This is a genomic window from Streptomyces sp. NPDC041205, assembly GCF_055591765.1.
Map to the genome: position 1 here is coordinate 289037 of NZ_JBVIZH010000004.1, position 21285 is coordinate 310321.

Genomic DNA, 21285 nt, shown 5'->3' on the forward strand with positions numbered 1-21285 from the left:
GCCGCACGCTGGGTGCCCGCCCAACTGCGCCGTCGTTTTCGGGGATTGGTCGGCCCCTGCGAATGGAACGAGCGTTTCGTCAGGTGATGCCAGGACCGCCGTGGCCCGTACCGGGGCCGCGGTGGGGCGGGGAGGAGCGATCAACAGGTGACGACACCAATCGGCACCCCGAGCTCCTTGGTGGTGCGGCCCGAGGAAAGACAGCGGTCACGGTCCCGAACGGGACGAAGGGAGCCCCTGCCCGGGGGAGCCCGCCGCTGCAGGGAGCGAGCGACGCCCGTCCTCGCTTCCGCTGGGCGGGGGTGGGGCCCCCGCTCGCCGAGCCACCTGATCCTGATGAGCCGTGCTCACGTCATGACGGGGCTAATTCAGGAAGATGCCATGGATGCTACTGCTACGTCCCTAGCCGCTTCGGCGGGGGCCATCATCGCCGATGAGCATGGCGATGTACTGATGGTGAACCCGATGTACACGGCCTACTGGAACCTTCCCGGTGGCCATGTCGAAGCGGGGGAGAGCCCGAGCGCCGCCTGCGCCCGGGAAGTCCGTGCGGAGCTGGGTCTGGACGTCGAGATGGGGGACCTGCTCGTGGTCGCCTGGGTCGACTCCGACGGCTTGATGCCTCGCGTGTACTACATCTTCGACGCCGGAGAGGTCACCGCCGAGCAACGGCGTGCCATCACGCTGCGGGAGGACGGCGCGGGGCAGTACCGCTTCGCGTCCCCGGAGCGGATCGACGCGTCACTGATTCCGCCGTTCGTCAAGCCCATGTGGGAAGCGGCGCTCACGGCCCGCAAGGACAAGCGGCTCGTGTGCATCGAAGTGGAGGTGTGAACAGCGTGACCGCTCACGCCAGGTGAGCGGGGAGCGGGGGAGAGGACGACAGACGAACGAACGAGAAGCGCGGGAGAGATCCGAGCCGACCGGTCCCTGTCCCGATACCTCACCCTCGCGCAGGACCAGGAGCCGTCGCCCCGCCCGGGCGGCGGCTCCACCCGTGTCCGGACGAGAACGCAACACCGTTCAGCCCGTTCTTAACGCTTTCCTGTCGACAGGACGCGCCGCCCGCCTCCGCGGCCGGGCGCGGGCGCCCAACTTGGCCTGAGAACCGGTGGGTGCGCACTCCCGCCCATGACATCGTGGACCATCGAATGGTATGGACCTGACAAGTCTGTCCGGGGTGCGCGTCGTTACGGCGAACTGCGCGCGCGGGCTGTGTCGGTGAGGGGAGCGTACGCATGCGCGGGTCGACGGTCTTGCCCGGTACGAGTCAGGGAAACGGAAGCCATCCCGAGGCGGGCGGCCTGCCGATCCACCGCCTCGAGGTGCCGATGCCCAACACGCTGCCCTTCGCCATCGGCACCTTCGACACCATCGGCCCGATGTCCCGGGCCTCCTTCCCGCACCGGCACACCTTCCACGAGATCGTGCTCGTCACCGGCGGCACCGGCAGTCATGTCGTCGACCTGACCCGCTTCACCCTGCGCCCGCCCCACCTGTGCTTCATCGCGCCCGGGCAGGTGCACTACTGGGACGGCGTCCGGGGCCTGGAGGGGTGCGTCGTCGTGTTCACCGACGACTTCCTCCTGGAACACCCCGCCGACCGCGCCCTGCTGCGCCGTCTCGGCCGCCGCCCCTGGCTGGAACTGCCCGAGCGGGACGCGGACTGGGCCGCGCGTCTCGTCGCCGAGATGGACCACGAGTACCGCACGGGCGCCGAGGGCTTCGGCGGCGTCCTGCGCGCCCTCCTCCACATCCTCGTGGTGCGCGCCGGGCGCCTCCCCGCCCCCGGCCGGTCGCACCCGCAGGGCGTCCCGGCTCCCGAGGCCGCCCGCCCCGCCCCCGCGGCCGCCCAGTTCGTCGCCCTGGTGAGCACGCCCCGCGCGCTGCCCTGGTCCGTGCGCGACTGCGCCGGACACCTCGGGGTCTCGGTGAGCCACCTCAACGAGGCAGTGAAGGCCGCCATGGGCCGCACCCCCGGCGAACTGCTCCGCCAGGCCCGGGTGCACGAGGCGAAACGCCTGCTCGCCTGCACAGATTTGACGGTCCGTCAGGTCGCGGATCGGGTGGGCTTCGCCGACCCCGCGTACTTCTGCCGCTTCTTCCGCCGCGAGACCGGCGCCACTCCCGGTGACTTCCGCCGTGGCGGTGGCGATATTCACCACGACCACCGCATTGCGTCCATCGCCCCGCCCGGGCCCGCCGCATAGCTTCTTAGCCGATCCCCACCCCCCACTCAGGAGGAGCGATGGACGGCGACACGCCCACCAACGGGCACGACATCAGCGAACAGCCCTCCGGCCCCCCGACCGCCGAGCCCGCGGACCCGGCCCCGCGCGCCCCGCGCCCCGGCCCGAGCCGCAAGACGGTGCTCCGTGCCGCCCTGGCCGCGGGTGTCGCGGCGCCGGTGGCGATGATGGGCGTCCCCGCGCTCGCCCGCACCAGCGCGGGCAGCGGCAAGGCCCCCGAGGTCACCCCGTCCTGCGACGACGGAGACGACCCGACACCGCCCCAGACGGAGGGCCCGTACTTCAAACCCAACTCGCCCCGGCGCACCTCGCTCATCGAGCCCGGCACCCAGGGCACCCGACTCACCGTCACCGGCTACGTGTTCGGCCTGGCCTGCCTGCCGATCCCGCAGGTGCTCCTCGACTTCTGGCAGGCCGACGCCCGCGGCGCCTACGACAACGTGGGCTTCCGGATGCGCGGGCACCAGTTCACCGACGCCCGCGGCGCGTTCACGCTCACCACGATCTTCCCCGGCCTCTACCCCGGCCGCACCCGCCACCTGCACGTCAAGCTGCAGGCTCCCGGCCGCCCGGTCCTCACCACCCAGCTCTACTTCCCCAACGAGCCGCGCAACAACACCGACCCGATCTTCGACGCCCGGCTGCTCATGAACGTCCGGGACGTCGGCAACACCAAGGAGGCCGACTTCGACTTCGTCCTGCGGGTGCCCCAGACGCCCTCGCCGACCGACCCCCCGACCCAACCGCCGGGCGGCACCTGGGCCGTCGGCACCGGCTACAAAGTCGGCGACCGCGTCACCCACGACGGCCGCGCCTACGTCTGCCTCCAGGGCCACACGGCCCAGCGCGGCTGGGAGCCGCCGTCGGCGCCGTCGCTGTGGCGCGCGGTCTGACGCGTCCGCGGTGATCACCCGTCGGAGCGGACCGCCCGGGGGCCGCGGCCTGCCCCACGGCTCCGTGCTCTGCGCCGAGGGCCGCTTCTGAGAAGCACGAGCGTGACGCGGCGGCCCTGGCGGATCCGGGCCGCCGCGTCCGTGTGGTCACGCGCGGCGCACGATGTCGCGTACGAGGGCGAAGGAGCGGTGGCGGTCGGGGGTGCTGTGGACGGGCGTGACGGTCATCAGCTCGTCGGCGCCCGTGGCCTCGACGACGCGGGTCAGCGCGGCCTCGACCGTCTCGCGCGTGCCGCGTGCCTGCTGGCCGGTGAACGCCGCGAGCGCCTGCTCCTCCTCGGCGGTGAACCGGTGGGCGGCCGCGTCGGCGGGCGTGGGGAACGGCCGCTCGCCGCGGCCCTTGAGGAGCCCCGCCTTGATGACGTCCATGGGCCTCGCCAACTCGGCCGCCCGCTCTTCGGTGTCCGCGCACACCGTCTCGACGCACACCAGGACGCGCGGGGCGGTGCTCCAGCGCGAGGGCCGGAAGGCGTCCCGGTAGCGCTTCAGGGCCGCGAGGGTGTTGTCGGGCCGGATGTGGTGCGCGAACGCGATCGGCAGGCCCAGCGAGGCGGCGAGGTCGGCGCCCGCGTCGCTGGACGCGAGCAGCCAGGGCTCGGGCAGTTCGCCGATGCCGACGTCGAGCAGGTGATCCAGGGTCGCGGCGACGTCGCGGCGGTACTCGTCGTCGGTGGTGGGGTCGGCGCCGCGGCGCAGCGCCCGGGCCGTGGGCTCGTGGAAGGTGCCGGGCCCGCGGCCGATGCCGAGGTCGATGCGGTCGGGGTGCAGGGTCGCGAGCGTGGCGAACTGCTCGGCGATGGTGATCGGAGCGTGGTTCGGGGCGAGGACGCCGCCGGAGCCGAGCCGGAGGCCGGGCGTGGTGGCGGCGGTGTGGGCGGCGAGGAGCGCCGGCGGGAAGGCGCCGATGGCGGGCGACCGGTGGTGCTCGGCGAACCACAGCCGGTGGTAGCCGAGGCGGCTCAACTCCCGCGCGCTGCGCTGGCAGTTGGCCAGCGCGTCGGCGGGGGTGGTGCCGGCTTCGACGATGGACACCTCTAGGGCGGAGAGCGGAAGATCGATCACTCCGTCAGGATAGGCCGGGCGCCGGGCGGGTCTCCGGGGGGCCGTCCGCAGACCTCGGCTGCGTGGACACGCGCCGCACGGGCCGCCGGTGCGGAGCCGCGCCCCCCGGCGTGTGCATCCGCCGGGCCCCGCCGCGCTCTGGCCATTTCCCTCGCGCACGGCAAGGATGCGTTGCCCCGGGGCGACGCACCGCGCCAGGGGCCGGACGGGAGGAAGGCACCGCGATGGGTACACACGCAGCGCCGCGCACCCGCAGACCCACACTGTTCGCCGCCGTGGGCGCCACGCTCCTCGCGGCCCTGCTCGGCATCCCGCGCGCGGACGGGGCGCCGCGCTCGGCCGACCTCTGCCGCACCACGGGCACCGGGCTGCCGCGCGGTGACTGCGGCCCGTTCTGGCAGGTCCTCGCGGAGGACTTCGACGGCGACCGGGTGCCGCTCGGGTCGTTCAGCGACTGCGACCACCACGTCGACACCTCCGCCGCGTACTGCGGCGGCCTTCGCGGCTCGTACCGCGACAACTGGTGGGCGTACCCGACGGGTTGGCGCGACACCGCCAACGACCGGGACCGCTCCGTCGTCGGCGTCTACCATCCCGAGGACACGGTGAGCGTCGGCCCTGCGCAGAACGGCGACGGGCGCATGCGCATCCGGATGTGGCGGCCCGACGACGGCGGGCCCGTGCACGCGGCGGCCGTCGTACCGCGCGCCGTGATGCAGATGAAGTACGGCAAGTACAGCGCGCGCATCAAGGTCACCGATCTGGCGCCCGGCTACAAGTCGGCGTGGCTGCACTACGGCGGCGGCTGCGAGATGGACCACCCCGAGGGCGAGTGGACGGGCTCGCTCAGCGCCTTCCACCACCCGTGCGGCGGGGGCGAACAGGGCTCGTTCCAGGGCGCCGACGACTGGACCGAGTGGCACACCGTGTCGACGGAGTGGACGCCCGGCCACGTCCGCTTCTTCGTCGACGGCCGCCAGGTGGGCCACGACACCCGTGACGTACCGGACCGCCCGCTGTCCTGGGTGCTGCAGAACGAGAGTGCCTTGGAGGGGCCGACGGCGGCGCCGGGCAGCAGCGCGCAGCTCGAGGTCACATGGGTCGCCGCGTACGCGTACGGCTGGAGGTGAGGCGGGACCGTCCGCGCCGCGCCGTGCCGGGGGTTTCGGGCGCGGCGCGGACGGGTGCGGGTGCCGGTCAGTCCCAGCGGTAGCCGTCGCCGAAGTTCAGGGTGTGCTCGAGCACGTCCTCCATCGGGTCGTCGATCTGGCCGGTGTTGATCAGCCCGATGACGGGGCCGTTGTGGGAGCCGCTGTGGTGGGTCTCGTCGGCGTGTGCCGCGCCCGTCGACAGGGCGAGCGGCACGGCACACATCGCTGCCACCAGTACCCCGCGCGTGGCCTTGCGCGTCCAACTGCTCTTCACTGCGTGCTCCTTGATCCCTCGCCCTGCCGGAGCCGCGCACCACCTGGCGGGGAGGCGCCGGCACCCGGGAGAACAGCCGTCCCGACCGTCTCGCGGTGCTCAACATCGGCCCCGGCCACGAGGTCACCGACGATCATACGAACGTGTCGGTCGGCGTCCTGATCCACTTCGGTGTCAACGACCTGGGCGTCCCCGGCCGCGCCGCCTCAACGACTGGGGGCGCTGAGCCAGCGGGCTGCTGAGTCGGCGGGATGGTGGGCCGACAGGTTGATGTGGTGACGTGTTGATGCGCTGAGAGGACCGCTGAGCTGCGGCGTTCGGCACGGATGGCGTGAAGTCGATGCTCCGTCCGTGAACGCCGGGAGCGTGACGGGCCGCAGGAGCGGGCGGGAGCCTCAAACGGCGCGTTGCGGGGGCGCGGGGCAGTGCTGTCCGGCGTGGGTCGGGGTGTGGCGGGGCGTGCTCGGGCAGGCCGGGGAGCCGGGGTTTCCGGGTGCCCGGACATGAGTGAGCGCCCGGGCGGAGTGGACCGCCGGGCGCGGTGGACGGCTTGATGTGGCTCGGCGTGGGCGGCCCGACGACCCGGCGGGTCCCGCGCCGTCGTCGACTGCCCGCGCGGGCCTCAGTGGCCGTGCGGGATGAGCCGGCCCACCGCCTTCCACGTCGCGAGGATGCCGCGACGTTCGACGTCGGGCGGCCCGGCCGGGGCGGGGACCTTGGCGGCCGGCTGCCGGAACGCGAGCGGCTCCCAGTCGCACGGCGGGGCGGGGGAGTGGGCGAAAGTGCCGCCCTGGCCCGCGCGGTCCGCCGCGGCGAGGTCGTCGTCGTGCGCCTTGAGCCCGACGCTGACGAACGTCAGCAGGAGCGCGACGTCGATGTCGCAGTCGAGGAGCACGGTGATCCACGACGCCCCGGGGCGCACCCGGATCGCGGAGCTGTGGGCCAGCTGCGGGCGCAGCCGGTCGACGGCCGCGCGGGTCAGGCACACGTCGGCCGCCCCGTCGGAGTGGAAGTGGACGATGTCGTAGCCCGTCGCTCCCGGCGCCCCCGCGATCCCGAAGGAGCGTCCGACAGCGCACCGGGCAGAGCCACTTACGAGGTTCGGCCACGACTCCAGCTCGGTCATGGCGCGTTGTGCCGCGGTCATAGGTGCCATCGTCGCGCGGATTTCACTCTGCCAACTACCCCTGTTCACGCATTGCTTGGTGATGAACGCTCTTCTCGGCCACCCCATCTCAAATGAAGATCGCGAGGTCACATCGCCGCCCGGCCCGCCGCACCGCCCGAACGGGGGCGCCGTGGCCGAGCGCGCGATGACGCCCCCAGGCGTGACGCACGTTACAGAGCCTTCCGGGAACTCCCTCTCCCGCCCGCTCGACCCTTGGACCGGCCAGGTCACCACCCGACCGGGCCCGCACCACCGTCCGGCACCCAGGAGAGCACGTCATGCCCGCCGCACCCACCGCCCCCGCCCCCGTCGACGGGCCACCGGCTCCACCACCGGATCCCTCCCCACGGCGCTCCGCCCTGGCCCCGCTCCGCCCGCTCGTGTTGCGCCTGCACTTCTACGCCGGTGTGCTCATCGCGCCGTTCCTGCTGGTCGCCGCGGTGACGGGGCTGCTGTACGCCGGCTCGTACACGGCGGAGAAGATCGTGTACGCCGATGAGCTGACCGTCCCTGTCGGCGACCGGAAGCTGCCAGTGGCGCGGCAGGTCGCCGCGGCCCGCGCGGCCCACCCGCAGGGCGAGGTCAGCGCGGTCCGACCGGCGCCCGGGGGCGGGGAGACCACCCGGGTCCTGCTGTCGGGCGTCCCGGGCGTGGACCCCGAGCGCACCCTCGCCGTCTTCGTGAACCCCTACACCGGCGAGGTGCGCGGCGCCCTCGAGCAGTACGGCTCCAGCGGCGCGCTGCCGCTGCGCACCTGGGTCGCCGAACTCCACCGCGATCTGCACCTGGGCGAGCCGGGTCGCCTCTACAGCGAGATCGCCGCGAGCTGGCTGTGGGTGCTCGGCGGTGGCGGCCTGGTGCTGTGGTTCGGGCGGCGCCGGGCCCGCCGCAAGGTGCGGGGCACGACGGGCCGCCGCCGCACGCTGACCCTGCACGGAACGGTCGGCGTGTGGACGGCCGCCGGGCTTGTCTTCCTGTCGGCGACGGGGCTCACGTGGTCGGCGTACGCGGGACAGAGCATCGCCGACCTGCGCGAGGCCGTGGGGCAGACGACGCCGACGGTGTCGACGAGCCTGGCGGCCGCGGGGGAGTCCGGCGGCCAGACCGGGGGAGAGCACGCCGAGCACGGCGGGGGCGCGTCCGGTGGTGCGGGCACGTCGGGCGACGGGAAGGACGTCGGCATCGACGCCGTGCTGGCCGCGGCCCGTGACCGGGGGATCTCCGGCCCGGTGGAGGTCGTGCCGCCGGCCGACGCGTCGTCCGCGTACGTTGTCAAGGAGATCCAGCGCGGCTTGCCCGGGAAGCAGGACTCGGCCGCCGTCGATCCGGCGTCCGGGAAGGTCGTCGACGTACTCAGGTTCGACGACTATCCGGTGCTCGCCAAGCTGACGCGGTGGGGGATCGACGCGCACAGCGGCACCCTGTTCGGCCTGGCCAACCAGGTCGTGCTCGGCGTCATCGCCATCGGTCTGGTCCTGCTGATCGTGTGGGGTTACCGGATGTGGTGGCAGCGCGGGCGGGGCAGTGCCTTCGGCCGTCCGCTGCCGCGCGGGGCCTGGCAGCACGTTCCGGCGTACGTCCTGGTGCCGCTGATGGCCGTGGTCGCGGTGCTCGGCTACTTCGTGCCGCTCCTGGGGATCCCGCTGGTGGCGTTCCTGGCCGTGGACATCGCGCTCGGGGAGATCGCGTACCGGCGCGGGAAGCGCAGTTACGGACCCGCCGGGGTCTGAACCGAGTGTTTCCGGCGGCGGGGACGTGCCGCCGGAACCGTGAAGCGTCGGCGGCCGTCAGTGGCCGCCGACGCTTCGGCGTCCGGGGGTGCTCAGCAGCTCAGATTGCCGCCGGGGTCGACACCGAGGACCTGCGTGAAGGCCTTGTACTTGTCGATGCGGCTCTGCACCTGGCCCGGGTTGCCGCCGTTGCACTCCAGGCTGCCGTTGATGGAGCGGATGGTCTCGCCGAATCCGGCGCCGTTGACCATGGCGTTGTGCGGGGTCATGGTGCCGGGGCCGTTCTGGGTGTTCCAGTACCAAAGGCCCGTCTTCCAGGCGACGGCCGCGTCGTTCTGCACCAGGTCGGGGTTGTTCAGGAGGTCGATGCCGAGTGCGTCGCCCGCGGCCTTGTAGTTGAAGTTCCAGCTGAGCTGGATGGGGCCGCGGCCGTAGTACTTGTCGTTGCCCGCCGGGCAGCCGTAGGGCTGGGTCTTGTCGCAGTAGTGCGGGTAGTTCGCCTGGTTCTGCTCCACGATGTGGACAAGACCGCCGGTCTCGTGGCTGACGTTGGCGAGGAAGGCGGCGGCCTCCTGCTTGCGGACGGTGTCGCTGCCGGTGTTCGTGAAGCCCGGGTAGGCGCTGAGGGCCGCCGTGAGGCCGTTGTACGTGTAGAAGGGATTCCGGCTCGGGAACATCTGGTTGAACTGGGACTCGCTGACGATGAACGCCGCGGCCGCCTTGCCGGACGAGGGCTTGTCGGCCTTGTCCGTCTTGTCGGCCGACGCCGGCGACGCGAACGTCAGCAGCGCGGCGGCGGACGCGGTGGCGGTCAGTAGTCCGAGTATGCGAGATCGCATGGCTCACTCCATGGGGGGACGCCGAAGAACGGCGGTGTGAAGTGCGTGTGTGGGGTTCGGTCCGGGTGCCGGAGCGCGGACCGCCGCGGGCCGGACGGTGGGTGTGGGCAGCCAAGTGCCCGCCGGACAACGGGATTCCGCTTCGTTGGACTAGACCATACCGATAGCCGTGTCCGCGTCAAGGGTGTGAACGGTGCGGTCTGTGGCGGCCGTTGGGACGGCGGGTGTCGCGCGGCTCGGGTGCGGGTGCGGGCCGTCGAGGCCGACGGCTGGTGCGGGGGCGCGTCCGTGCCGTCCCGCTCTCCGGTGCGCAACTCTGAATGCCGGTCGGCGAGTTGAATCACCCCGTGCGGCGGAGAAGTTCCCCCACAGTCCATGGACAGCGCGGGGAGTCGACCCTCACGATGGTGTGCGACCACGGATGAAGGAGAGGTTCACATGCGTAGACGTCAAGTGCTTGTGGGCGGCACCGCCCTGTCCGCCGCGGCGCTCGCGTCACCGTGGCGGACCTCCACCGCCCTGGCGGCGGCCCCCGCGCCCGCCGACCGCACGGCACCCGCCCCCGAACTGCCGTCCAGGGACGAGATCAGCCGCGTACTGCGCCGCGTCGCCGACCACTGGATCGGCGCGCACACCGACCCGGGCGACAACGGCTGGGCCAACGCCACGTTCTTCAGCGGTCTCCTCGCCCTGCACCGCCTGACCGGCGCCGCGCCCTACCTCGCGTACGCCCGCCGCTGGGCGGAGAAGCACGCGTACGGACTCAAGGGCGGCGTCACCACCCGGCACGCGGACAACCAGTGCGCGGGCCAGGCCTACCTCGACCTGTACGAACTCGAGCCCGAGGCGTGGAAGCTCACCGCGATCGAGACCTGTCTGCGGCGCATGACGCTCACGGACCAGCCGGCCAAGAACGACGACTGGTGGTGGGACGACGCCCTGCACATGGCCATGCCGCCGTTCGCCCGGCTCGGCGCGCTGCGCGAGGACCCGCGCTACTGGGACAAGCTGTTCGCCCTGTACCGCCACACCAAGTCGGCCGAGGGCGGACCCGGTCTGTACGACGCGGGCGCGTCGGGGCTCTGGTACCGGGACAAGCGGTTCCTGCCCGGCGGGATCGTCTCGCCCGGCGGCAGGCCGGTCCTCTGGTCGCGCGGCAACGGGTGGGTGGCGGGCGGTCACGTCAAGACGCTCAAGGCGCTGCCCGCGAGCGCACGCCACACCGCCGAGTACCGCGCCACGCTCACCCGCCTGGTCACGGCGGTGGCGAAGGCGCAGCGGCCGGACGGCTTCTGGAACGTCAACCTCGCCGACCCCGCCCATCTGTCCGGGCCGGAGACCAGCGGCACGTCCTTCTTCGTCTACGGGACGGCGTACGCGGTGGCGGCCCGGCTGGTCGACGCGGCGACGTATGTGCCGGTGGCCGCGCGGGCGTGGAACGGGATGGTCGCCACCGCCGTGCGCCCGGACGGCTTCCTCGGCTTCGTCCAGAAGGTCGGCGACCGGCCGGAGTCCAGCCAGCCCGTGACGTACGAGAGCACCGCGGACTTCGGCGTGGGGGCCTTCCTGCTCGCGGGGACGGAGCTGGCCCGGCTCGCGCGCTGAGGAACTGGCGCGGGGCGTCGGCGCGTCGTGCGGGGAACGCGATCGCCGGGCGCGCGTGGATCCACACGCGCCCGGCGAAGGTCGAGCGTGCTACTGCCGAGTGATCAGAGTGATCAGATCACGTCGACGGCGTCGCCGGTGGCGCTCACCGAGGACGTCGTCGTGTTGCCGGCGAAGGTCCAGCGGTAGCTGCCGTCGACGGAGGCCTTGACCGTGGTCTTCAGGTTGCCCTTGTTGTCGGTCTTCACGGTCTTCACCGCGGTGTAGGACGTGGCGCCCTTCTTCTTGAACTCCAGCTTCGCGGACTGGCCGGTGTAGCCCGCGTACTTGTGGGTCTCCCAGTTGGCGCGGGTCAGCGCGCCGGTGACGGTGAGCGTCTTGCCCTTCTTGATGGGCTCCGGCGAGGCGTTCACCGTGAGCTTGGCCTGGCGCTGGACCTTAAAGGAACCGGCCTTCTCCGCCAGGATGGTGTCGATGTCGTTCGCCGTCACCAGGGCGTCGACGTACCACGTGCCGGCCGGGGCGTTGTCGAAGAAGTCCGTGTCCGGGTCGAGCGTGAACTTCGCCGTGCAGGTCGACGTCGTCGTGCTGTCCGCCACGCACTTGGGGTTGCCCGTCGGCAGGGCGTGGCCGGCGCCGCCGCCGAACAGCGAGAGGTCGGCGGTCTCGATGCCCGAGTCGTCCGACGCGGTCACCGAGACGGTGAAGGTCTTGCCGGCGGTGGTGCCGAGCACGACCGGCTTGCCGCCGTTCACGACGACCTTGTCGATGGTGACTTCGCCGGCCGGCGCCGCCACGGCGCCGGGCGCGGCGAAGCCCGCCGCTGCCACGGCCAGGGCCGAGCCGAGCATGGCGACGCGAGTGCGGTGTCGCATGGATCCCCCCACGGGATGATGCCGGGTCAGAAGTGGTGCCCGGCGAGAGATGTGAACGGGATGACAATACGGTCTTCACGTCATCTCCATCATTGTGTTGATCGCCACGCGTGTCGCGTGCAACCTTTCGCGCCACGGAATGTCAAAACCCGAAGGAGCTTTCGGGCTGTCGCCCGAAGTGATCATTCCGCCGGTGCGGGACGCGGTGAGCGCGCCGGAGCCCACGCGCAAGGATTGTGCGGAGCGCTCATCTGGAGGATCGTCGGCCCTCCATGGCGCGGGAGCGTGCGGCCGTGCTGCGGCCGCTGCGGGACCGTGCCGGGCCGTTCAACGACCCAGAGGGCGCGCGGTCGTTCAAGGATCCAAGGGGTGACGAGAGGGTGAGGGGAATTCGTGCCCACGAGGCACGGCGTTCCGGTACGTGAGGCGAGACACCAGGACCCCGACCGAGCAGCCCGCCGCGCGGGCGGTGAGCGCCGCCCTGCAGTCCGCGCCGTGGCCCCTCCTCCTCGCCGGGGCCGACGGACGCGTCCGGTGGGTCAACACCGCGGCGACCGCCCTGCTCCCCGGCGTCGGTGCCGGGACCTCCCTGGCGCGGCACGCCCCGGCCTGGCTCGCCGACGCACACGCGCGCCGCGACCGTGAGGCCGCCGGGGCCGTGGCCGGGCGTGCCGTGCGGGCCGAGGCGACCGCGGCGGGCGACGCCGAGGGCGTGCTGTGGTGGCTGCGTGACGACCCCGGGCCGCCCACCGCGCCGCGCACGGGACGCGAGCGCGCCCGCTTCCTCGCCGACGTCTCCGACGAGCTGTTCGCCCGCCTCAACCCTCAGGAGTGCAGGGGGAGTACGGCTTTGCTCGCCGCGCGGCATCTCGCCGACGCGGCCGTGGTCATCGGCGCGGGCCGGGGCGCGCGCCCACCGGTGGCCGCCGCCCGGCGCGACGGGCAGGTCACGCACGGGCGGCTCGCGGGTGACCCGGCCGAGGTGCCGGGGCTCGCGGAGGCGTTGCAGGGGTTTCCGCCCGTTCCGGCACGCTGGCTGGACCCGGCGGCTCTGCCGTCGTGGATGCTGCCCGAGGCTTTCGAGGGGTGGGGTTCGGGCGCGGGGCCGGGCTTCGCTGGTGGGCCGGGCTCCGTCGGCGGCTCGGGTACTGCGGGTGGGCCGAGTTTTGCGGCTGGTCCGGGTTCCCCGGATGGTCCGAGTTCCGCGGGTGGTTCGGACTCCCCGGATGGTCCGAGTTCCGCGGCTGGTCCGGGCTCCCCGGGCAATCCGCGCCCGCCCGCGGGCTCCCACCCCTACGACGGCCCCGACTCCGCCACCGCGCCCGGCGGTTCCGAGGTCCCGGGGGCGCTCATGGTCACGCCGCTGCCGGGGCGCGGTACGCCTCTCGGCGCGCTGGTCCTGATGCGCCGGGCGGGGGCGGAGCCCTTCACCGAGGACGACGAGGCCCTCGCCCGCCTCTTCGCGGTGCGCGCCGCGGCCGCCCTGTCCGCGGCGACGCTGCACACCGAGCAGACGGCCGTCGCCGCACTGCTCACCCAGGACACGCTCCGGCCCGGCCCGCGCCGCGTCGACGGCGTCGAGTTCGCGGTCGGACACCGCCCCGCGGACGGTGAACTCGGCGTCGGCGGCGACTTCGTCGACATCAGCACCGCGCCCGAGGCGGGCGGCGAGACCCACGTGGTCCTCGGCGACGTATGCGGCAAAGGCCTGGAGGCCGCAGCCCTTACCGGGAAGATCCGCACCACCCTGCGCGCCCTGCACCTGCTCGAACCGGACCACCAGCGGTTGCTGCGCGCGCTGAACGCCGCCCTGCTCGGCACCGACGACAGCCGCTTCGCGACCCTCGTGCTCGCCTCGGTCCGCCGTCGTGGCAGCGCCGTCACCCTCCGGCTGACCAGCGCCGGACATCCGCCGCCGCTCATCGTGCGGCGCGACGGGGGTGTGCTCGCCGCCCCGACCCACGGCACCCTCATCGGCGCCCTGCCCGAGGTGTTCACGCAGTCGTACGAGACGACGTTGCGCCCTGGAGAAGCCTGCCTGCTGTACTCCGACGGCGTCACCGAGGCCAAGGGCGGCCCGCTCGGGACCGACCAGTTCGGCGAGGAACGGCTGCGGGCGGCGCTCGCGGAGTGCGCCGGGCATCCGCCGGAGGCGGTCGCCGAGCGGGTGCAGATGCTCGTCGCCGACTGGCTCGGCGGGCGCCGCCACGACGACATCGGCCTGGTGGTCATCGCCGTACCCCGTCGCCGTACCCACCTCACCGCGGCCCCTGCCCCCTGAGCCAGGACGAACGCCTGGGGGCCGTGCGCCCTGTGGCACCGCTGTGACGGGAGGAGTGGCTTCCGCCACAGCGTGCCGGGTGCGGGGCTGGTGAGGTGAGCCCTTGCCGAGGAGAGGGGGTGAGGTCCGTGCTGGTGGGTTTCGGTGTCCCCGCGGTCTGCGCCATCGGCGCGCTGATCGCTGCCGCGGGCGTCGTCGCGATGGTGCTTCCCGGGCGGCCCGAGCCCTGGCCGGCACACCTGTTGCGGCGCGCGGCGGCGATGGCCGCCTGTGCGGCCGCGTCCGTCTACTCCCTGGGGTTCTTCGCCGTGCTGACGGCCGACGTGGCGGTCGGCGACGGTGCGGGTTCGGTGCCGACTCCGGTCTGCCATGACGGCTTCGACGAGGACACGGTTCGAAACTTCTCCCACGCCCGGTCCTCGTATCTGCCCCTGGGCTTCGACTGCGTCCGCGACGACGGCACCGTCTACTCCAGCGATGCCGACTACGTGTGGATGAACTGGGCGACGCTGTCCCTCGCGCTGTGCGCCGTGCTGCTCGCCGTCGGCGCGCGCTACGTGGGGGAGTTCCGGGCCCGGCGGGCCGACGTGACGACATGAGACCACCGCCCCGACGTGCTGAAACGTTGCGGCGAGCCAAGCGGAAGAGGCCCGACCGTCAGACATGAATTCGACGGGTCCCCCATGGGGGGATGGCCGGGGTGGGACCGTGCCCGGCGGGTCGAGACTGTCGGCATGCAGTGGACGCATGATGATGCGGCGACCCAGTGCTCGGTCGAAGTTCACGCCGACAAGAGACGTGGGGTGCGGGTAGTGGCGGTGGTCGGCGAAATGGACGTCGAGTACGAGCCGGACATCGAACTCGCCCTGGAGGCAACTCCTTTGACGCTCCGGCTGGTCCTCGACCTGACCCGGCTCGAATTCGCGGACTCCACGCTGCTGAACATCCTCATCCGCACCCACCGCAGACGCGACCTGCGGATCCTCGGCCCGATACCCGCGCAGCTGCGCGACCTGCTGCGGGTGACAGGCACCCTCGGGCTCTTCCACGTGTGCGAGTCCCTGGAGGAGGCGTGCGCGCCATGACCCACTCCCCGGACGTGACCGCGCGCGACGCGGCCCACGGCGTGACGGCGCCGTGCCCGCTGTGCGACCGGGCGACGGTTCAGGGGGCATGGTGCCCCACGGCCGGAGACCGTCCCGCGCTCCTCGCGGTCGACGCCGAGGACTGCGGCATCGGCGGGGCCCGCCGGGCCGCCCGCGCCTACGCCGCCGTACGCTGCCCCGCCGTCGACGCCGCCGATGTGGCGCTCGTCGTGTCGGAGCTGTGCACCAACTCCTTCAGACACGCCACGGGTTGGTGGCGGCTGCGGCTGCACGGGCACCACGACGGCCTGATCGCGGACATCGACGACGCCAGCGAGCAGCCGCCCGTGCCGCGCCTCCCCGACACCCACGACGGCACCGGTGGCATGGGCATGCTGCTCGCCGCCACGCTGACGACGACGCTCGACGTGTACGTGTACTCCGGCGGGAAGACCGTCCGCGTCACGTGGAAGGCGCCCCGCGACTGATGCCCCGCGCCGGGTCCCCGTCCCCGGCCCGCTCCCGGATCCACTCCCGGGTCCTGGCCCCGCCCCGAGAACCCGCCCGGCCCCGCCCGGCCCCGGCGGACCGCAACCCCCGCTGGAGGTCCCGATGACACCCACGGCCACCACCCCCGAAGAACGGGCCGCCCCCTGGGCCGCCGCACTCTGGCACGCGGTCATGGCGGGCGACGAGTCCACCGCCACGGACACCGCCCGCGCCGCACTCCGGGGCGGCCTCGACGCCGAATGCGTGCTCCTGGACGTGATCGGTGCCGTGCAGCGGCGCGTGGGCGAGGAGTGGGCCGCCAACAAGCTGACCGTCGCCCAGGAGCACGCCGCGACCGCCATCAACGAACGCGTCATCGCGGCTCTTTCCCGACCGCCCGCAGCGGCCCCCGCCCCGCCCCGGCCCGGCGAACCACCGGCCGCGGACCCCCACGACGCCCTGCTCGGCACCCGGGCACCCTCCGGTACACCCGCGCACGCCCGCATCACCGTCGCCTGCGTGGACGGCGAGTGGCACGCCCTGCCCGCCCGGCTCCTCGCCGAAGTCCTCACCCTGCGCGGCTGGCGCGTCGACTTCCTGGGCGCGCAGGTCCCCACCGCGCACCTCATCGCCCATCTGCACCACACCGGCGCCGACGCGGTGGCCCTGTCCGGCTCCCTCGCGACCCGGCTGCCCACCGCCCACGCCGCGATATCCGCCTGCCGGGCCGCCGGAGTGCCGGTCCTCGCGGGCGGTGCCGCCTTCGGGCCCGGCGGACGCCACGCCGAACTGCTCGGCGCCGAACTCTGGGCCGGGGACGCCCGCACCGCCGCCGCACGGCTCACCGAGCGCCCGCCGCGACGGCGCACCGGCCAGCCGTTCGCCCACGAACCGCTGAAGCACCTCCTCGACCAGGAGTACACGCTGATCAGCCGCTCGGCACCCCAACTCGTACGGGCGACCCTCAACGGACTGCGCTCCCGCTTCCCCGCCCTCCTCGACTACACCGAAGCCCAGTACCAGCACACCGCAGACGACGTCGCTCAGATCGTCGCCTTCCTCGCCGCCGCCCTCTACGTCGACGACTCCGGCCTGTTCGCCGCCTTCGGGCGCTGGACCGCCGCCGTCCTCGCCGCACGCCACGTACCGGTGGAGTCGCTGCTGCACGCACTCGACGTCCTCAGCGCGGAGGTTCGCGACTTCCCGCGCGCCGCCGCGATGATCCGCGAAGCGCACGAGACGGTGCGGACCTCGGCGGGAGAGGCGACGGAGTGACGACCGCGTGCGGCACCCGGCGGCCGCACACGGCGCGCGGTAGGCGGCCTCTTGGCTGTCCGCCTCGGCATCCGGCATCCCTGGCGACCGGCGGGCGAACAGCCGTCGGCCGCCGCGCTCCCGGCCCCACGCCCCTAGCCACCGCGGCCCCGACCGAGCATGCTGCGTGGACGGCATCCGCCACCGGCTCGACGCAGACCACCACCGGCTCGGGGGAACGCATGAGCAGTTCCGAGAACGACCCGGAAAGCACCCGGCCGCGCTGGGCGATCCAGTTCGACGCGGACGGCGGCGAGGCGGACGGCGAGCAGTGCGCGCGGGTCGCGGACGCCGCACGCGCGGCGGACATCCGCGACCTGGTGCTCCTCGCGCACACCGCGCACAACGACGCCGAGACCACCGCCGACGTCGACACCCGCTTCCGCGCCCTGTTCACCGACGGGACCGAGGCCGACGGCGTGGGCTTCGCGAGCGTGCACTGGCCCGGCATGCAGTTCGCGCCGGAGCCGCGGCTCACCGACGCCACCGAGTCCGCGCTCCGCCGCACGTTCCCCGGCCAGGACGGCCTCATCGCGGACCTGCGCTCCCTCGTGGACGAACGGCCGCGCCGGTTCAGCGCCGTCGACGACGTGGGGATGCTGCTGCGGCGCCTCGTCGAGGAACCCCTGCACGCTCCTGCCGCCGCCTACGCCACCGACATGGGCGACGAACTGCTGCCCCAGTCCGACCCGGCGATGCTGTTCGACAGCTCCGCGCACGTCTGCGAAGGCTTCGCCCGCGCCCTCGAACAGGCCCAGGAGGAGGCGGAGCGCGCCGAACAGCGCCCCGAGCGGATTCAGCAGCCGGGACGGGGCACCGAGGCGCCCACGGTGTCGAAGTCCGGAACGCTGACGGAGGCCGAGACCGCGGGACCCCGCCCCGCCGACGCCCCCACCGACTGGCTCGCCCGCCCCGACCCCCTCACCCCCAGCACCCGCCCCTTCGGATCCGCGGAGTCCGAGCGCGCCCTCGACCGGCTCTGGGACGGCGCGCGACAACTCCTGTGCCAGGCCGTCTCGTACGCCGTTAGGCGGCGCGCCGGCATGATCGGCGGGGCCGGGCTCGCCCCCGCCCTCGGACAGCTCGCCGAAGCCCTGCCGGACACGCGCATCCATCTCGTCGGCCACGGCGCCGGGGCCCGGCTCGTCGCGTACGCCGTCCAAGGGCTCAAGACGGAGGCGGGCAGGCCCGCCTCCGTGACGCTGCTTCAGGCCGCCCTGTCCCACTTCGCGTTCGCCGCCCACCTGCCGCAGCAGATGCGCGGCGGCGGCGCGCTCGCCGGGGTGGCACAGAGTGTCGCGGGGCCGGTGGTGTGCGCGTACTCGCACCACGACCTTGAGCTGGGCCTGCTGTTCCCGCTGGCCTCCCGCATGCTCGGCGAGTCGCCCTCCCTGGTGGGGGCCGACCGGCTCTGGGGCGCGCTCGGCTACGACGGGGTGCAGGGCGTCGAGGGCTGCCCCACCCTCACCCTCGCCGACGCGCTCACCGAGGACGCCCTGCCCAGATCGGGATACGTCAGCGTCGACGCCTCCGCCGTCGTCCGCGGCGGAGTGCCGCCGCAGGGCGCGCACTTCGACGTGTTCCATCCCGAACTCGCCCGCCTGGCCCTCGCCGCGGGCCGTGTCGAGAGGTAGCTCACAGCGGGGTGCGCGAGCCAATTCCGGATCGTCAGGTGTGGGACCGGGAGCGAGGGGCAGACGCGTCTTGAGTCCCCGGATCGTGACACGGGGTGCCGTCGAGAGAAGGGTGGATCGTGTGGCTGCCGCGATGGGTGCACGCAGGCCGACAGTGTCCGGGATCCGGTCGACGAGGGCCGAGGCCTGCGTGGAGGGAGAACTGCCACTGATCGAAGCACCGTCGACCGTGGAGCCGCACAACGCGCGGGTGCTCTCCCGGCAGTTCTTCGACCGCCTCGCCGTTCTGGAAGAGGGCACGCACGACCACCAGTACGTGCGCAACACGCTGATCGAGATGAACCTCTCGCTCGTGCGCTACGCCGCCTCGCGCTACCGGGGCCGCGGCGACGACATGGAGGACATCGTCCAGGTCGGCACGATCGGCCTGATCAAGGCCATCGACCGGTTCGACCTGACGCGCGAGGTGGAGTTCGCCACCTTCGCCGTCCCCTACATCGTCGGCGAGATAAAGCGCTTCTTCCGCGACACCAGTTGGGCCGTGCACGTGCCGCGCCGACTCCAGGAAGCGCGCATCGAACTGGTCAAGGCCACCGAGGAGCTGGCGACCCGGCTCGACCGGGACCCGACCACCGCCGAGCTGGCCGAGCTGATGTCCCTGTCCGAGGAAGAGGTCATCGAGGCCCGCAAGGCCTCCAACGGCTACACCTCCACGTCCCTCAACGCCGCGCTTCTCATGGGCGGTGGCAACGACGACGGCGAGGCGGCCCTCGCCGACTTCATCGGCGAGGAGGACGCGGCGTACGAACTCGTCGAGGACTTCAACAGCCTGGCCCCCCTCATCGGTGAACTCTCCGAGCGCGACCGGGAGATCATCCACATGCGCTTCGTGGAGGAACTGACCCAGGGCGAGATCGGCGACCGTCTCGGCGTCTCCCAGATGCAGGTGTCCCGGCTCCTGAAGCGCATCCTCGGCCGCCTGCGCGCGGGCCTGATGCCGGCCGGGGTCTGACCCGGGAACAGCGGTGCGACCCGACAGGATCGATCCCGCAGGATAGATCCCGCTCATCCGGGAACCCGGCCCGTGGCGAGTCCACCGGCCGGGCTGCTCCCGGGAGAGTTCGGAGGTGAGCTCCCTGCCTCTGCCCCCGTAGCCGGACGCGGGGGCAGAGGCACAGCTGTGTCAGGGAACGCCGGTCCCGCTCACCGACCCTCGGCCCCCGGCTGCGGCACCGTCGCCCAGACGTTCTTGCCTCCGGGGCGCCATTCCACCCGCACGCCCTCGGTGAGGCCGCGGACCAGATGCAGGCCGAAGCCCCCGGGGCGGGCCGGGTCCGGCGGCAAGGTGCGCGGCGGCCGGTTGCCGGCGTCGCGGACCGAGACGGTGAGGCCCCGGTCGTGGTGGCTGAGCCGGAGGCCGGTCACCCCGCGGGCGTGCCGCAGGGCGTTGGTCACCAGCTCCGACACCACGATGAGGACGGCGTCCCGGTGTCTCTCGTCGTCGTAGCCCGCGGCCGCCATGAAGTCCCGTGCCATCGCACGGGCCTGCGCCGCCGACGTCGGCGCGTCCCGTCTCCACTCCCGGCACACCCGCTGCTCCCCTGGGGAGTGCACCATGGCAACCTCCCGTCGCTCTGCGGCTCCTGGACACCGTTCGCTTTCCCGGATCCGCCGCCTGTACGCGGGTGTCATCCAAGTGGCCGACAGTGGAGGACGCGAGGCGTGGAGCTAGCCGCAGTCGGGCCGGGGCTTCGGCGGTGTCGTGTTCCCCGAGTCCGCCTCCTGCGACGTCAGCACCTGGACCCTCAGGAAGCACTCGACCTGCTTCACGGTGTGGAAGAGGACCGTGTCGTCCGGCCCTGTCGGATTCTGCTTGCCACCGGCGACGAACAGCCCGACGAGCAACGCGCCGTGCACCGGATGTCCGTCGATCACCGTGTCGATCGGTACGAACACCGGCGCGCCCGAGTCGCCGAAGTCCGAGATCGTCTGGCCGCCCTTCACCGCGCGGGCGAGCCCCCTGGTGCACCGCTTCGGGGGATCCTTCTCGCACTCCACGCCGTCGCTGAGGTGCCGGACCGTGATGTCGCACACCAGCTTGGTGATGTTCCCGCTGATACACACGGTGGACCCCCGAGCCGGGGCGTCGGCCTTGCCGAGCACCCGGCGGGCGACCGGCGAACCGGCCGGGCCGCCGTCCGTCCAGAGGGTGGGCGCGTACGTCTGCGGACTGTTCGCCGTGCCGGTGATCAGCCCGAGGTCCGCCTTCTCCTCGAAGGCGGCCTTCGAGAACGAGCCGTACGCGTACTCGCCGGACGTCACCTTCACCCCGGTCAGGGCGTTCGAGCAGTGCCCTGCCGTAGCCATGGCGCGCTTGCCGTCGTCCCAGCGGCGCACCGTGAACCCCGATGTACAGCCGAAGTCGCCCTCGCTGCGGTGGACGACGAGGTCGGCGCCGCCCCGGTGCGGCTGCGGGTCGTTGGCCCGGCTCGCGGGCGCTCCCGAGGTGGGCGTCGACCACGTCAGAGCCATCATCAGCGCGGCCACGCAGGCCGTGATCGCCTGTCTGCGCATCC

20 protein-coding genes are annotated in these 21285 nt (G+C 73.0%); 13 read left to right on the forward strand and 7 right to left on the reverse strand.

Annotation, left to right across the window (positions count from 1 at the left end):
* Positions 1–381: 381 nt before the first annotated feature.
* The 3 genes from ACZ6BG_RS21085 (at position 382) to ACZ6BG_RS21095 (ending at position 3142) form a co-directional block, all read left to right on the forward strand.
* Positions 382–834 (forward strand): NUDIX domain-containing protein, encoded by a 453-nt coding sequence (locus ACZ6BG_RS21085; protein WP_380849991.1) that lies wholly within the window; start codon positions 382–384, stop codon positions 832–834.
* A 404-nt stretch (positions 835–1238) separates the two neighbouring features.
* Positions 1239–2210 (forward strand): helix-turn-helix transcriptional regulator, encoded by a 972-nt coding sequence (locus tag ACZ6BG_RS21090; RefSeq protein WP_469003529.1) that lies wholly within the window; start codon positions 1239–1241, stop codon positions 2208–2210.
* A gap of 38 nt (positions 2211–2248) precedes the next feature.
* Positions 2249–3142, forward strand: a complete 894-nt coding sequence (locus tag ACZ6BG_RS21095) for a dioxygenase family protein (RefSeq protein ID WP_469003531.1) — start codon at positions 2249–2251, stop codon at positions 3140–3142.
* 147 nt (positions 3143–3289) lie between these two features.
* Here ACZ6BG_RS21095 and ACZ6BG_RS21100 read toward each other — a convergent pair whose 3' ends face one another.
* Positions 3290–4264 carry an MsnO8 family LLM class oxidoreductase gene (locus ACZ6BG_RS21100; RefSeq protein ID WP_469003533.1) on the reverse strand — a complete coding sequence of 325 codons (975 nt, stop codon included), beginning with the start codon at positions 4262–4264 and terminating at the stop codon, positions 3290–3292.
* A 224-nt stretch (positions 4265–4488) separates the two neighbouring features.
* Between ACZ6BG_RS21100 and ACZ6BG_RS21105 the strand changes: the two genes are divergently transcribed.
* Positions 4489–5394, forward strand: a complete 906-nt coding sequence (locus ACZ6BG_RS21105; protein ID WP_469003535.1) for a glycoside hydrolase family 16 protein — start codon at positions 4489–4491, stop codon at positions 5392–5394.
* A gap of 67 nt (positions 5395–5461) precedes the next feature.
* Here ACZ6BG_RS21105 and ACZ6BG_RS21110 read toward each other — a convergent pair whose 3' ends face one another.
* Both ACZ6BG_RS21110 and ACZ6BG_RS21115 read right to left on the reverse strand, forming a co-directional pair.
* Entirely contained in the window at positions 5462–5689 is a 228-nt protein-coding gene (locus ACZ6BG_RS21110) for a hypothetical protein (RefSeq protein ID WP_469004154.1), read from the reverse strand.
* Between the two features lie 622 nt (positions 5690–6311).
* Positions 6312–6836 (reverse strand): luciferase domain-containing protein, encoded by a 525-nt coding sequence (locus ACZ6BG_RS21115; protein ID WP_469003537.1) that lies wholly within the window; start codon positions 6834–6836, stop codon positions 6312–6314.
* A gap of 299 nt (positions 6837–7135) precedes the next feature.
* Between ACZ6BG_RS21115 and ACZ6BG_RS21120 the strand changes: the two genes are divergently transcribed.
* Entirely contained in the window at positions 7136–8587 is a 1452-nt protein-coding gene (locus ACZ6BG_RS21120; protein ID WP_469003539.1) for a PepSY-associated TM helix domain-containing protein, read from the forward strand.
* A 92-nt stretch (positions 8588–8679) separates the two neighbouring features.
* Here ACZ6BG_RS21120 and ACZ6BG_RS21125 read toward each other — a convergent pair whose 3' ends face one another.
* Positions 8680–9426: a chitinase gene (locus ACZ6BG_RS21125; RefSeq protein WP_469003541.1), complete on the reverse strand. Its 747-nt coding sequence runs from the start codon at positions 9424–9426 to the stop codon at positions 8680–8682.
* A gap of 438 nt (positions 9427–9864) precedes the next feature.
* On the opposite strand from ACZ6BG_RS21125, the gene ACZ6BG_RS21130 reads away from it, so the two are divergent.
* Positions 9865–11031 carry a glycoside hydrolase family 88 protein gene (locus tag ACZ6BG_RS21130; protein WP_469003543.1) on the forward strand — a complete coding sequence of 389 codons (1167 nt, stop codon included), beginning with the start codon at positions 9865–9867 and terminating at the stop codon, positions 11029–11031.
* 113 nt (positions 11032–11144) lie between these two features.
* Here the strand turns inward: ACZ6BG_RS21130 and ACZ6BG_RS21135 are convergent, their stop codons facing one another.
* A complete protein-coding gene (locus ACZ6BG_RS21135) occupies positions 11145–11906 on the reverse strand; it encodes a calcium-binding protein (protein WP_469003545.1) in 762 nt (253 codons plus the stop codon).
* Between the two features lie 421 nt (positions 11907–12327).
* Between ACZ6BG_RS21135 and ACZ6BG_RS21140 the strand changes: the two genes are divergently transcribed.
* The 7 genes from ACZ6BG_RS21140 to ACZ6BG_RS21170 all read left to right on the forward strand — a co-directional run bounded on the left by ACZ6BG_RS21140 (position 12328) and on the right by ACZ6BG_RS21170 (position 19721).
* A complete protein-coding gene (locus tag ACZ6BG_RS21140) occupies positions 12328–14187 on the forward strand; it encodes a PP2C family protein-serine/threonine phosphatase (RefSeq protein ID WP_469003547.1) in 1860 nt (619 codons plus the stop codon).
* A 119-nt stretch (positions 14188–14306) separates the two neighbouring features.
* Entirely contained in the window at positions 14307–14786 is a 480-nt protein-coding gene (locus ACZ6BG_RS21145; RefSeq protein WP_469003549.1) for a hypothetical protein, read from the forward strand.
* Positions 14787–14921: 135 nt separating this feature from the next.
* Positions 14922–15272 (forward strand): STAS domain-containing protein, encoded by a 351-nt coding sequence (locus ACZ6BG_RS21150; protein WP_469003551.1) that lies wholly within the window; start codon positions 14922–14924, stop codon positions 15270–15272.
* Positions 15269–15760, forward strand: a complete 492-nt coding sequence (locus ACZ6BG_RS21155) for an ATP-binding protein (protein WP_469003552.1) — start codon at positions 15269–15271, stop codon at positions 15758–15760. Before ACZ6BG_RS21150 ends, ACZ6BG_RS21155 begins: the two co-directional genes overlap by 4 nt.
* Positions 15761–15884: 124 nt before the next feature.
* Positions 15885–17036, forward strand: a complete 1152-nt coding sequence (locus ACZ6BG_RS21160) for a cobalamin B12-binding domain-containing protein (protein WP_469003554.1) — start codon at positions 15885–15887, stop codon at positions 17034–17036.
* 221 nt (positions 17037–17257) lie between these two features.
* A complete protein-coding gene (locus tag ACZ6BG_RS21165) occupies positions 17258–18709 on the forward strand; it encodes a hypothetical protein (RefSeq protein ID WP_469003556.1) in 1452 nt (483 codons plus the stop codon).
* A gap of 133 nt (positions 18710–18842) precedes the next feature.
* Positions 18843–19721, forward strand: coding sequence for an RNA polymerase sigma factor SigF (locus tag ACZ6BG_RS21170; protein ID WP_469003558.1), 879 nt, complete (start codon positions 18843–18845; stop codon positions 19719–19721).
* Between the two features lie 191 nt (positions 19722–19912).
* Here the strand turns inward: ACZ6BG_RS21170 and ACZ6BG_RS21175 are convergent, their stop codons facing one another.
* Positions 19913–20326: an ATP-binding protein gene (locus ACZ6BG_RS21175; protein WP_469003560.1), complete on the reverse strand. Its 414-nt coding sequence runs from the start codon at positions 20324–20326 to the stop codon at positions 19913–19915.
* A 111-nt stretch (positions 20327–20437) separates the two neighbouring features.
* Positions 20438–21283: a chymotrypsin family serine protease gene (locus ACZ6BG_RS21180; RefSeq protein ID WP_469003562.1), complete on the reverse strand. Its 846-nt coding sequence runs from the start codon at positions 21281–21283 to the stop codon at positions 20438–20440.
* Positions 21284–21285 lie beyond the last annotated feature (2 nt).